Source organism: Actinotalea solisilvae (assembly GCF_016464425.1).
GTDB classification, from domain to species: domain Bacteria; phylum Actinomycetota; class Actinomycetes; order Actinomycetales; family Cellulomonadaceae; genus Actinotalea; species Actinotalea solisilvae.
The window spans coordinates 151282-164221 of sequence record NZ_JADDKQ010000001.1; the positions used below are offsets into that span (position 1 = coordinate 151282).

The following is a 12940-nucleotide window of genomic DNA, read 5'->3' on the forward strand; positions in this document are numbered from 1 at the left end:
CGACCGTGGACGACCCGGCGGCCGTGCCGGACGCGCCCGACGCGGGCCGTCGGAGCACGGAGCACGCCTCGGACGTCGCGGCGATCCTGGCGACGCGGCACGACAACGGCGCCGACCACTGGGCGACCCCGGAGGGCGGCGTCACGAAGGGCGGCCCGTTCTCGACGCTCGAGGGGCCACGCCTGCTGGTCGAGCTCGGCGTCGACCCCGCGCACGAGGCGCTGCGCGGCGCCGCCGACGCGATCTGGCGGACCTGGCGCGAGGACGGCCGGTTCCGGACGTCGCCGTCGGGCACGATCCACCCCTGCCACACGATCCACGCCGCCCGGACGCTGGCCCTGCTCGGGCACGGGGACGACGAGCGCTTCGCGCGGACCCTCGAGCACCTGCTGGCGAGCCTCCACACGGACGGCGCGTGGCGGTGCCGCAAGTTCAGCTACGGGCGGGGCCCGGAGACCGAGGCGTCCAACCCCGGACCCACCCTCGCGGCGCTCGACGCGCTCCGGCTCGCGGGCAGGGCGGACGCGGCCCCGGCGGGCGCGGTCGAGCTGCTGCTCGGTCACTGGACGACGCGCGTGCCGCTCGGGCCGTGCCACTACGGCATCGGGACCCTGTTCCACCAGGTCGAGTACCCGTTCGCGACCTACACCCTGTTCCCCTGGGTGCACGCCCTGTCGTGGTACCCGCAGGCGCGCCGCGACCCGCGGTTCCTCGACGCGTTCGCGGTGCTGCAGCGGTCGCTGGTCGACGGGCAGGTGGTGGTGCAGCGCGTGCACCGGCGGCTCGCCGACCTGGAGTTCTGCCGCAGGGGCAGGCCCACGGCGCTGGGCACGCGGCGGTACGAGGAGATCGTCGCCAACCTGGCGCAGGACACGGGCCGCCTACGATGACGCCGTGCGGGACGTCGGCGTCGTGATCACGGCCTTCGACCAGGGGTCGTGGGTCCTCGAGGCCGTCGCGTCGGTGCGCGCGCAGACGCACCCGGTCGCGGAGGTCGTGGTCGTCGACGACGGCTCGCGCGACGCGGCGTCCCTGACGGCGCTCGCGCGCCTGGCCGGCGACGGCGACGTGCGGGTCCTGCGCCGCGACAACGGCGGCGTGTGCGCCGCGCGCAACACGGGCCTCGCGGCGCTGTCGACCGAGCTCGCCGTGGTGCTCGACGGCGACGACCGGCTCGCGCCCGCGTTCGTCGAGCGGACCGCGGCCGTGCTGCGCGACGACCCGGAGGTCGTCGCCGCCTCCTCGTGGCTGCGCATGCACGGCGTCGCGTCGGCGCTCGCACGTCCGACGGGCGGGCGGGCCGTGGACTTCCTCCACCGCAACGCCTGCCCGGCCACCGTGCTCCTGCGCCGCGACGCGTGGCGCCGGGCGGGCGGGTACGACGAGGCGATGCGCTCGGGCTTCGAGGACTGGGACCTGGCCCTCTCCCTCCTCGCCGACGGCGGCCGGGTCGCCGTGGTTCCCGAGGCGCTGGTCGAGTACCGCACGGGCCCGACGTCGGCGAACGTGCGCAGCATGGAGCAGCGCCTCGAGCTCTACGGGCTCATCGTCGACAAGCACCGGCCGCTGTTCGAGCGGCACCTGCGCGAGGTGCTGCTCGCCCACGAGGCGACGTCGACGCGGCGGCTCCTGGAGTGGGAGGCGCTCCGCGCGACGGACGACGCGCCCCTCGAGGAGGCCACCTTCGGCGACGGCGGCATGGCCGCGGTCGTGCGGCTCGAGACGCGCCGCGCCGCGTCGCGTCCGTCCGGCCGGCCGGACGCCCCCGCCGCGGACCTGTGACCCGCCCGCCGACGCGGCTGGTCAGCCGGCGGTGCGCTCGGCCAGGACGCGCACGTCCCACGCACCGAGCTCGAACGCCGTGCCCGCGTCCACGCCGGTCGACGGATCCATCACGTCGGTGAGGGCGACGGGTGCCGTGACCGTCGCCGTCCCCCACCCCCAGTGGTGGACGAACCACAGCCGGCGGCCGTCGCGACCCCTCGCGGACGTCACGCGCACGGCCGCGGGCAGGTCCGTCCACCCCGCGCACGGCTCGGGGACGAGCCACGTGAGGAGTGCGCGCGCGAGGGTCCCGTTCGGCACGACGCCGACGGTCGTGACCCGGCCGGCGCCCGCGGCCGCGCTGGTGACGGCCGCCCAGCGGCCGCGGTGCGGGTCGTCGAACGCGGCGAGCACGTCGGCGCCCGCCGGCACGAGGTAGTCCGCCCACGAGGTGGCCGCAGCACCCTCGCCCAGCGCGAGCGGCGAGCCGGGCGGAGCGACGACGCGCACGTCCGCGGCGAGGGTCTCGCACTCCTGGTACCAGACGCCGGCGGCCTCCGCGAGGCCCGCGGGCTGGCGCGCCGTGCGCGCGCGGCCCTCGTGGTCGCCGTGCGCCGTCCGCGGACCGACCACGAGGTGACCGCCGGCGTGCGCGTACGCGAGGAGCCACGCGAGGTCGGCGTCGTGCGCGGGGTAGTACGCGGGCACCACGAGCACGGGACGTCGCGCGGCGAACGCCGCCGGGTCCTCGCCGCCGCTGCGCGTGCCGTCCGGGGCCGGCGCGCCGAACAGCTGCTCGGGCCGCACGGTGCCGACCTGCAGGCCGGCGTCGAACGCGCCGCGGTAGAACGGCAGGAGCATGCGCCGGTAGGAGTCCGGGTCGGGCCGCCCGTCGGGCCCGGTGAGAGTCGCCTGCGGCCCGAAGGCCAGCGACCACTTGGCCTCCGAGGAGTACAGCAGAGCGACGTCGGCGTCGGGCATGAGGTCGACCACCGCCTCGCCCGCGGCCGTGAGCTCGCCGCCGATCCGGGCGAGCTCGGCGTAGACGCGGCCCGGCTCGCCGTCGTGCGGCAGGACGCCGCCCCACCAGGTCTCGGTGCCGTAGTGGAGCGTGTGCCAGTGCCAGTACTCGACGGCCTGGGCGCCGCGCGAGACGAGCGCCCACGCGACCTGACGCCACTGCCCGTCGTACGCGGGCAGGCTCATGCTCGCGTGCCCGATCGCGGCCGCGTTCGTCTCCGTGACGAGGAACGGCTCCTGGCGCGAGGAGTACGCCAGGTCCGCCAGCTGGTAGACGCCCCACGCGCCGTCGACCACCCAGCCGGGCGACATCGGCCGGTCGCTGGGGTGCGCCAGCCCGTCCTGCATCGTGTAGTAGACGTTGGCCGCCGCGACGTCGAGCACGCCCGCGAGCCCGACGTCGGCCACGCCGACCTGGTCGTAGGAGATGCAGGTCGTGACGAACGGCGCCGGCTGCTCGGGGCCCAGGACGTCGCGCACGACGTCGGCCTGCCAGCCGATGTAGTCGGTGACCACCTGGGCCTGGAACCGGCGCCACGCGAGGTCGTACTCGGGCTGGAGGTTGCCGTGCGGCTCCCAGAGGTCCGCCCACGTGCTCAGCCGGTGGGACCAGTACGTCAGGCCCCACGCCTCGTTGAGGGCGTCCACCGTGCCGTAGGTCGCCCGCAGGTGGTCGACGAACCGCTCCACGACCGGCCGGTTGTGCAGCAGGCGGAGACCCGGCTCGTTGTCGACCTGGACGCCGACGACGGCCGGGTGCCGGCCGTACCGGCCCACCACCCTGCGCGTGACCCGCTCCGCGTGGAACCGGAACGCCGGGTGCGTGACGTCCATCTCCTGGCGTGCGCCCCACCCGACGCGCCGCCCGGTCTCGTCCTGCACCGCGATCTCGGGGTGCCGGCGCGCGAGCCAGGGCGGCACCGCGTAGGTCGGCGTCCCGAGCACCACGTCGATCCCGCGCTCGGCCGCGCCGTCGAGGACGGGCTCGAGCCAGTCGAGCTCGAACCGCCCGTCCTCCGGCTCCCACGTGCTCCACACGGACTCCCCGACGCGGACGAGGGTGAACCCCGCGTCCCGCATGAGGTCGAGGTCGCGGGCGAGGCCCTCAGGGCTGGGCCGCTCCCCCGGCCGGTGGTACTCGTGGTAGTACGCGGCGCCGAACCACACGCGGTCCCGGCGCACCTAGAGCAGCCCCCGGAAGGCGAACCGGAACGTCAGCTCGGTGTCGGTGGGCAGCCGGAACTCGGGGTGGGTCTGCGCCCCCCACGAGTCGTCGCCCGCGACGCCGCGCCGCATGAGCGCGGGCCGCAGCACCGTCTGGTAGATCGGGGGCAGCTCGGTGTGGTGGGCCGCGTTCTCGATCTCGAACGGCGTCCACGGCAGGGCGGAGAGCTCCATGCCCTGCGCGGAGGCCGACTCCACCCGCAGGCCCGCACCCCGCTCGTCCGTGACGGTCGCCCAGCGCACGCCCGTCCGGCTGCCTGCCTCCTGCGGTCGCAGGTACGGCGTGAGCGCGGTGCGCACGTCGGCCTCCCAGACGCCGAGCCGCGCGCCGCCGCGGCGGTCGACGTAGCTCTCCTGCGGTCCCTCGCCGTACCAGCGGAGCCGGTGGAGGGCCGGGTCGGTCGTGAGCAGCAGGCCGAGCTCGGGCATGTCCGGCAGGCCGGCGCCCGGGCGGACCGTGAGCGTCACGTCGACGCGCCCGTCGCCGTCGACGAGGTACGACAGCTCGCACGCGCTCGCGGGCGACGTCGGCAGGGCGTACCGGTACCGCACGAGCACGCCGTCGTCCGTCTGCTCGACCTCCGGCTGGTCGGCGCCGCGCTCGGGCGTGGCGTACCGGCTGGCGACGAGCCACGGGGCGTCCTGCGCGGGTGCACCCCAGCCGTACTCGTTCGACGTCGGCGCGTGCCAGAAGCAGGGCTGCGGCACCGAGCGCAGCAGCTCGCGGCCGCCGTCGGGCGTGAGGCCGTACCGGTAGGACAGGAGCCCTCCGTGCAGGCGGGAGAACAGGGCGGTGAAGTGCCGTCCGCGCACGCCGACGTTGTGGATGCCGTGCACCAGCTCGGGCGGTGCCGTCCGTCGCGCCGGGGCGACGCCACGGGCGGCCGCCGGCACGACGACGACCGCCTGCTCGTGCGCGACCTCGTGCCCCGCGGGCGCCCATCGCGTCGCGCGGCGCAGCCGGAACGACACGTCGACCGTGTACTCGCCCGCCGCGGCCGGCACCGCGACGGGGAGGTCGTACTCCCCCGTCGCGCCCGGCTCGACGTCCGTCTCGAGGACCGCCTCGGCGAGCACGCGGCCCTCGCGTGCGACGGTGACGACGCACTCGTGCGCCGACGACGGCGTCGCCAGGTGGCGGTTCTCGAGGGTCAGGCGGGTGCCGTCCACCACGACCCGGTAGCCCTGGTAGAGGTAGTGCACCTCCTGCGTGAACGGCTTGGGCGTCCGGTCGGCGAAGACGATGCCGTTGCCGCTGAAGTCCGAGTCGTGCGGCGCGTCCCCGAAGTCGCCGCCGTAGCCGAAGTACTCGCGGCCGTGCGGGTCGGTGAGCCGGAGCGCCTGGTCGGCGAAGTCCCAGATGAACCCGCCCTGGAAGAGCGGCTCGCGGTAGGCGAGGTCGAGGTACTTGTCGACGGCGCCGAACGAGTTGCCCATCGCATGCGCGTACTCGCACAGGAGGTACGGCTTGTCCCGGTGCTCGGCGAGGAACGCCTCGATCTCGGGGACGGGCGCGTACATCCGCGAGACGACGTCGGTCGTCTGCGGGTGGCGCGGGTCCCAGTGCACGCCCTCGTAGTGCACCGGCCTGCTGTCGACGCTGCGGAACCACTCCGCGACCTGGAGGATCCCCTTGCCGCCGAAGGACTCGTTGCCGCACGACCACAGGACGACGCTCGGGTGGTTCTTGTCCCGCTCGAGCATGCTCGCGGCGCGGTCCAGGAGCGTCGGCACCCACTCCGGGCGGTCCCCGGGCAGCGCCTCGTCGACAGAGGCACCGCCCCGTGCGACCCGGTCCCACATGGCGTGCGACTCGAGGTTCATCTCGTCGATGACGTAGAGGCCGTACTCGTCGCACAGGTCGTAGAAGTAGGCGTTGTTCGGGTAGTGGCTCGTGCGCACGGCGTTGATGTTGAGCCGCTTCATGAGGCGCACGTCCTCCTCGGTCTGCTCGCGCGTCATGACGCGCCCCTGCAGGCCGAAGTCGTGGCGGTTGACGCCCGTGAACACGACGCGGCGGCCGTTGACCTTGAGCACGCCGTCCTCGATGCCGAACCGGCGCACGCCGACCCGCAGGGGCACGTGCTCGGTCAGCCGGCCTGCGGCGTCGCGCACGTCGAGCACCAGGTCGTACAGGTGCGGGTCCTCCGCGCTCCACAGGCGCGGGTCCTCGACGCGGACCGTCAGCTCGTCGTCGCCGGTCAGCGGGCCGACGCCCTCGAGCCGGGCGCTGACGGACCCCTCGCCCGTGAGGGCCACGCGCACGCGCACGGTCGCCTCGGAGAGGTCGTCCGACACGTCGGTGACCACGCGCACGTCCTCGACGTGCACCGCGGGGCGGCGGTAGAGGACGACGTCGCGGAAGAGCCCGGAGAACCGGAAGAAGTCCTGGTCCTCGATCCACGAGCCGGCCGTCCACCGGACCACCTGCGCGACGAGCACGTTCTCGCCGTCGACGAGGGCGTCGGTGAGGTCGAACTCGGACGGCGTGAAGGAGTCGGTCCCGTAGCCCACGTACGCGCCGTTGAGCCACACGGCCACGGCGCTCTCCGCGCCGTGGAACGACACGCTCAGCCGCTCCCCCGGCGCGAGCGGGTGCTCGAGCGCGAACGTCCGCCGGTACGTCGCCACGGGGTTGTACCGCTGCGGCGCCTCGCCCGGCTCGACCTGCTCGAACCCGTCCCACGGGTACTGCACGTTGGTGTACTGCGGACGTTCGTAGCCGAGCAGCTGCAGGTGGGCGGGCACCGGGACGTCGTCCCAGGCCGAGTCGTCCAGGTCCGCGCGCTCGAAGCCCGGGACCACGAGGGCCGGGTTCTTGGCGTGGTGGAGCTTCCAGAGGCCGTTGAGCGACTGCTCGAACGAGCTCGTCCCGGTCGCGGCCTCCTCGGCCGAGGCGAACCAGCGGTGGTCGGAGTGCGCGTCCAGGCGGTTCTCGCGGACGAGCTCGGGGTCGGCGGTACGGCTGATGTCGAACGTCACTTGATGGCTCCCGTGATGCCCTCGGCGAAGCTGCGCTGGAGTACGAGGAAGATGGCCATGGCCGGCAGCGACGCGATGAGCACCGCGAGCATGAGCACGCCGTAGTCCGTGACGTAGCCCGCACGGAGGTTCGACAGCAGCATCGGCATGGTCTGGTAGTCGTTGTCGACGAGGATCACCTTGGGCCACAGGAAGTTGTTCCACGCCGCCATGAACGTGATGACCGCGGCCGCGGCCAGGGTGGGGCGCATCGTCGGCAGGTAGATCCGTCCGAAGATCGCGAGCTCGCTCAGGCCGTCGAGGCGCGCGGCCTCGATGATCTCGTGCGGGAAGTTCCGCGACGCCTGCCGGAACAGCAGGATGAGGAACGGCGTCGCGATGGACGGCAGGATCACGGCGATCGTCGAGTTGACGAGGCCCCACTCCGCGAAGAGGCGGAAGAGCGGGATCATGGTCGCGGCGAACGGGATCATGATCGCCAGGAGCAGGATGCTCATGACCAGGTCCTTGGCGCGCGTGTGGTAGATCTCGAACGCGTAGCCGGCGATCGACGTGAGGACGAGCGCGAGGAGCGTCGTCGCGACCGCGTACAGGGCCGAGTAGTAGAGCGCGGAGCCGAGCGGCTGCGACGCCGCGAGGTTCTCGAAGTTGACCAGGAGGTTGGTCCCCGGCAGGAGCCTCGACGACAGCACGTCCTGGCTCGTGTTCGTCGCCGAGACGGTCATGTAGTAGAGCGGGAAGATCGACGCGAGCGCCGCGAGGGACAGGAACGCGTAGCCCGGGAGGCGACGGAGGGTCTTAGTCACGCTTGTCGCCCACCTTCATCTGGATGGCGGCCAGCACGGCCACGATGATGAGGATCACGTAGGAGATCGCCGCCGCGTACCCGAAGTTCGGGTTGTTCCGGAACGAGACCATGTACAGGTAGTGCGAGACCGACATGGTCGTGTTGCCCGGGCCGCCGGCGGTGAGGTTGAAGGACTCGTCGAACAGCTGCAGCGTCCCGTTCGTCGACATGATCGCCGTGAGCAGGATGATCGGCTTGAGCTGGGGCGCCGTGACGTAGAAGAACGTCTTGACGGGCCCGGCGCCGTCGATGCGGGCGGCCTCGAGGGTCGACCGGTCGATGTTCTGCAGCGCCGCGAGGTAGAAGACCATGTTGTAGCCGGTCCAGCGCCAGAGCAGGCCGAGGATGATGACCAGGCGGGCCGTGTCCGTCTCGCCGAGCCAGTTGATCGGCAGGTCGAGGAGCCCGACGTTCATCAGCACGTCGTTGACGAGGCCGTCCGTCGCGAACATCGCGCGGAAGACGAGGGCGTACGACACGAGGCCGACCGCGCACGGCAGGAAGATCGCCGTCCGCCAGAACCCCTTGAAGCGCAGGGTGGGCGAGTTGAGCAGGTTCGCCAGGATGAGCGCCAGGACCAGCATGATCGGGACCTGCACCACGAGGTAGAGCAGCGTGGTGAGGAGGGTCTGCTTGAAGATGTCGTCCTCGAGCAGGCGCTGGTAGTTCGACCACAGCGGGTCCGCGAAGGACAGCTGCCGCCCCCGGCCGGTCTGCATCGAGAGGATGAACGCCTGGAGCATCGGCCAGAAGTTGACGAGCACGATGATGGCCGCCGCCGGGAGCAGGAAGCCCCAGCCGGTCAGGCTGCGCCGGCGCTCGAGCGCCGAGATGCCGGTCGAGCCGGGCGGACGTGACGGGCGGGGACGGGACCGGCCGGCGCCGCGCGGCGGCGCGGTCCGTTCCTGTCCCTCGATCGGTGCGGTCGGTGCGGACACGGGCGTCTCACCTCTTCTTCGCGGCGACGGGTGGGCGGGGCGGGGGGGGGGGGGGGGGGGGGGGGGGGGCCCCCCCCCCCCCGCCCGGTCGGTCAGCCCATCCCGAACTCGACGGTCTGCTGCGCCTCCTCGAGCGCGGCGGCCGGGTCGGCGCCGTTGAGGATGTTGGTGATGGCGACGCTCACCGCGTCGCGACCCTCGTAGTAGTAGGCGCCGGTGTTGTTGCTCGGCACCTCGGCGGCGTACTCGACGACCTCGGCGAAGATCGGCTGGCCGCCGAAGAACTCCTGCGGCTCCGAGTAGACGTCGGACTCGCCGGCCGGCAGCCAGTTCGCGAGGGCGCCGGACGCGGGGAGGATGGTGTCGTAGAACTCGGTCGAGCCCGCGAAGGTCGACGCCAGGAAGTCGGCGGCGAGCTCGACGTCGGCGTTGGAGCTGATCGCCCAGGAGGAGCCGCCGTTCGCCGTGTAGTTGGTCGCGCCGTCGACGTCGTCGAGCATGGGCACGTTCGTGACCGCCCACTTCCCGGACTGGTCCTCGGCGGACTGGATCGACCCGACGATCCACACGCCGTTGACGACGGTCGCCGTGTTCCCGTTGACGATCGTGTTGATGTACTCGTCCCACGAGTTGACCTCGGCGAGCACGCCGGCCTCCACGAGCTGGCCGTACATGTCGATCGCCGACAGCAGCGCGTCGTTGTCGGTGATCGTCGGGTTGCCCTCGTCGTCGAAGAGGCTCGCGCCGGCGCTCTGGAGCATCATCATGATCAGGTCCGACGAGCCCGCCTGACCGGTGAGGAGCGGCTTGCCGGTCTTGGCGAGCACGTCCTTGCCGATGGTGAGGTACTCGCTCCACGTGATGTCCGTGAAGTCGTCGACCGTGTAGCCGGCCTGCTCGAGGATGTCCGTGCGCACGGCCGTGATCGCGGTGCCGTTGTCGAACGGCAGGCCGTAGTGGACGTCGTCGACCGTGGAGTAGGCGACGACCGACTCGGGGAACTCGCTGAAGTCGACGTCGGCGTCCGAGTAGTCGCTGAACAGGTCCGGGTAGTTGATGACGTTCTTCTGGAACGCGTTGTTCTGCATCAGGAAGATGTCGGGGAGCTGGTCCGTCTCGCCCGACTGGGCGAGCGTCGTCAGCTTCGTCTGCAGGTCGTCCCAGGGCGTCTCGACGATCTCGAGGCTGAAGTCCGGGTTCTCGGCCTGGTAGACCTTCTCGGCCTCCTCGAGGGCGAAGATGTTGAACGCCGGGTCCCAGGCCCAGACGGTCAGCGTGTTGTCGCCGCCGTCGCCGGAACCGCCGGCGGGCTCCTCAGCACCGCCGCCGCCGGACCCGCCGCCGCAGGCGGCGAGGGCGAGGCTCAGCGGCAGGACGGCGCTCAGCGCGCCGATCGTGCGTGCCTTCTTCATCGGGTGGTCCCTTCCTGCTCGTGGGTCGTCCCACGGTCCGGGCCGCCGGCCGTCCGGCCGGTCGACCGGCTCCCGCACGGGGTCCGACGCGGCGTCGCGGCGGTGCACGGGAGGGGATCGACGGTGCTGTTCTTCAGGTGGTGCGCAGGTCGTGGTGCAGGTGGTGCAGCAGTGCCCAGCAGTGCGCCCTCGGGGGTGCGGAGGTCGACGTCGACCATGAGCGACATCGGCGTCCCTCAGCCCTCTCCGGCGTTTGGTGACGTCACCATAGCAGCGCGCAGCAGGGTGAAGAGCAACGCTTTGATAACGCTGCACGAGCAGCAGAACGTCCGGTTCAGCGAGTCGCAGCCAAATGGTGACGTCACCAAGCGCGCCGCCCACTACCATCACGGCATGCCCACCGCGTCCGGCATCGGCCGTCGTCGAGCGGGTCCGTCGATCGAGGACGTGGCCCGGCTCGCAGGCGTGTCCCCGCAGACCGTCTCGCGGGTCTCGACCGGCGCACCGTCGGTCCGGCCGTCGACGCGCGCCAAGGTCGTCGAGGCCATGGACCAGCTCGGCTACTCCCCCAACCGTGCGGCCCGTGCCCTGCGCAACGGGACGTTCGGCACCATCGGGGTGATCTCCCACAGCTTCCAGCGCACGGGGGAGGCCCTCACCGTCGAGGCCCTCGTGGAGGCGGCCGAGCCGGAGGACTACTCGGTCACGCTCATCCACGTCCGCAACCCCGGCCCCGAGAGCTGGGAGACGGCCGCGCACCGCCTCTCGCACCAGGCCATCGACGGGCTCGTCATCCTGCGGGCCGAGCGCGCGACGCCCGACACCCTCTCGCTGCCCGCGGGCATGCCGGTGGCGGTGTCGTTCTCCAAGTTCGCCGGGCACTACCCGACCGTGAGCGCGGACCAGGTCAAGGGGAGCGAGGACGCCGTCCGGCACCTGCTCGACCTCGGGCACCGCACCGTGCACCACATCGCCGGGCCCGCGGACTCCGAGCACGCGCTCGTGCGCACGGCGACGTGGCGCCGATGCCTCCTCGAGGCCGGCGTGCGCCCGCCCGAGCCGCTCTACGGGGACTGGAGCGCGCGGTCGGGCTACGAGATGGGACGACGGCTCGCGGCGGACCCGGGCGTCACCGCGGTCTTCTGCGCCAACGACGAGACGGCGTTCGGCCTCCTCGAGGCGCTGCGCGAGCACGGCCGACGCGTGCCCGACGACGTCTCCGTCGTCGGCTTCGACGACATCGCGCTCTCGGGCTGGGCCTCCCCCGCCCTGACGACCGTGCGCCAGGACTTCCACGGGATCGGGCGCGCGCTGGTCACGCTCGTGCTGGACCAGCTGCGGACGCGGACGGTGCCGCCGGCGGCGCTGACGGTCGTGCCGACGGAGCTCATCGTGCGCGCGAGCACGGCACCGCCGCGCCGCTGAGACCAGCAGTCACGCAGGGCTCGTGACCCGGACGACGCGCCGTCTGCCCGTCCAGGCCCGGTCGACGGCGGCGGCCCGTCCGCACGACCCTCGTCCCTCGAGGAGAAGTGGTCAGGACGGGCGCGCCTGCAGTCCCCGGCTCGCGGGCGAGACGGCCGGGCCAGCGCTCCGGTCGGTGGCGGCTGGCGGCCGCCTCGCGAGGCTGAGGACCACGACGAGCACCAGCCCCAGGCAGGTCAGGGTGCGCAGCGCCGCGACCCCGAGCGGCGGACCGAGGAGGGGCGCGACGGAGAGGGCGGCCGCGGCGCAGCCCGTGGTCCACGGGATCCCCCGGGCGCTGCGGGCGACGTCCCAGACCAGGGCGCCCAGCACCAGGCCCGCCCCGTAGTAGAAGAGCGGGTTGGGGTCGAGCGCCACCCGGCACGCGAGCCCGACGAGGATCACGCCCGTCCAGCGGCCGCGCAGTGCGGCCCAGGCGCCCAGCGCGGTGCCGCCGAGGACCTGGGCGGGGCGGACCCAGCCGGGCGTCGCCTCGCCGACGTCGAGGCCGAGCAAGGTCAGTCCGCTGCCGGCGCCGACGTCGAGCCGGAAGCTCCACAGCTGCGGGAGGGTCTGCGGATCGGCCAGGAACGGCGCCCACCACGCCGACGCGACACCCCCGGCGAAGACCAACGGGCGAGCCCCTGCGCGCAGCCCCGGCACCAGGAGCAGCGGCAGCAGCACGACCGCCCAGGGCTTGGTCGCCGCGGCGACGCCGAGGGCCACGGCTGCCCACATCGGGCGCCGCGTCGCGAGGAGCAGCACCGCCGATGCTGCGAGGACGAGGACGAGGACGTCGTCGAGGTGGGCGAAGTCGACCGCGAGCACGACCCACGACGGGGCCAGGCCGAGGCCGCCGAGCAGGATCCCGCGGCGTCGTACGACGTCCGGCACCAGCATCGCCCGACCGGCGCGGTCGACCAGTGCGAGGACGAGCAGGGCCGCGAGGAGCATCACCAGGCGGGCCGCGCCCACGTCCCACGGCTGCGGCAGGAGTCGGAACGGCGCTGCGGCGAGGAGTGCCGGCGGGCCGATCTGGACGTTAGGCATCGAGGCGTACAGGTGGATCCCGCCCGAGGTGCCCGGCACCGGCTCGCCGAGGAGTCCCGAGGCGCCCGTCCGGAAGAACCCCCAGTCGCCGCTGCCCGGCCAGAGGGCGGCCGGCACGCCCAGGACCACGAGGCACCCGGTGAGGATGAGCCAGCGGAGGCGGGCTACCCCGTCCAGGCGACGCAGTGCTCGATCCGCGAGGGTCACCCGGCGGGCATCGGCAGCCAGGTCGCGGGTCT

The 12940-nt window shown here is 73.1% G+C and carries 9 protein-coding genes; 3 read left to right on the forward strand and 6 right to left on the reverse strand.

Annotation, left to right across the window (positions count from 1 at the left end; all coding sequences use genetic code 11):
• Positions 1-5: 5 nt before the first annotated feature.
• Together JIG38_RS00655 and JIG38_RS00660 are read left to right on the forward strand one after the other, a co-directional pair.
• Positions 6-890 (forward strand): hypothetical protein, encoded by an 885-nt coding sequence (locus JIG38_RS00655; protein WP_199421573.1) that lies wholly within the window; start codon positions 6-8, stop codon positions 888-890.
• Positions 891-894: 4 nt separating this feature from the next.
• On the forward strand, positions 895-1782 hold the full coding sequence (locus JIG38_RS00660; protein WP_199421574.1) for a glycosyltransferase family 2 protein: 888 nt from the start codon (positions 895-897) through the stop codon (positions 1780-1782).
• Positions 1783-1803: 21 nt separating this feature from the next.
• Here JIG38_RS00660 and JIG38_RS20845 read toward each other — a convergent pair whose 3' ends face one another.
• The 5 genes from JIG38_RS20845 to JIG38_RS00685 all read right to left on the reverse strand — a co-directional run bounded on the left by JIG38_RS20845 (position 1804) and on the right by JIG38_RS00685 (position 10187).
• On the reverse strand, positions 1804-3966 hold the full coding sequence (locus JIG38_RS20845) for a beta-galactosidase (RefSeq protein WP_307844399.1): 2163 nt from the start codon (positions 3964-3966) through the stop codon (positions 1804-1806).
• Positions 3967-6990 (reverse strand): beta-galactosidase, LacZ type, encoded by a 3024-nt coding sequence (lacZ, locus tag JIG38_RS00670; protein ID WP_199421575.1) that lies wholly within the window; start codon positions 6988-6990, stop codon positions 3967-3969.
• The gene (locus JIG38_RS00675) at positions 6987-7796 is read right to left on the reverse strand and encodes a carbohydrate ABC transporter permease (protein ID WP_307844401.1); all 810 of its coding nucleotides are present in this window, start codon (positions 7794-7796) and stop codon (positions 6987-6989) included. Before JIG38_RS00675 ends, lacZ begins: the two co-directional genes overlap by 4 nt.
• The gene (locus JIG38_RS00680; protein WP_307844402.1) at positions 7789-8775 is read right to left on the reverse strand and encodes a carbohydrate ABC transporter permease; all 987 of its coding nucleotides are present in this window, start codon (positions 8773-8775) and stop codon (positions 7789-7791) included. The genes JIG38_RS00675 and JIG38_RS00680 overlap by 8 nt, the downstream gene beginning before the upstream one ends.
• A gap of 92 nt (positions 8776-8867) precedes the next feature.
• On the reverse strand, positions 8868-10187 hold the full coding sequence (locus tag JIG38_RS00685; RefSeq protein WP_199421576.1) for an ABC transporter substrate-binding protein: 1320 nt from the start codon (positions 10185-10187) through the stop codon (positions 8868-8870).
• Between the two features lie 285 nt (positions 10188-10472).
• Here JIG38_RS00685 and JIG38_RS00690 point away from each other — a divergent pair, with 285 nt between their 5' ends.
• Positions 10473-11612 (forward strand): LacI family DNA-binding transcriptional regulator, encoded by a 1140-nt coding sequence (locus JIG38_RS00690; protein WP_307844404.1) that lies wholly within the window; start codon positions 10473-10475, stop codon positions 11610-11612.
• A 111-nt stretch (positions 11613-11723) separates the two neighbouring features.
• Here the strand turns inward: JIG38_RS00690 and JIG38_RS00695 are convergent, their stop codons facing one another.
• Positions 11724-12908 (reverse strand): hypothetical protein, encoded by a 1185-nt coding sequence (locus tag JIG38_RS00695; protein WP_199421577.1) that lies wholly within the window; start codon positions 12906-12908, stop codon positions 11724-11726.
• Between the last annotated feature and the right edge of the window lie 32 nt (positions 12909-12940).

Coding starts and splice junctions, on each gene's coding strand:
- JIG38_RS00685 (WP_199421576.1), bottom strand. CDS start 10,187: ATGAAGAAGGCACGCACGATCGGCGCGCTGAGCGCCGTCCTGCCGCTG.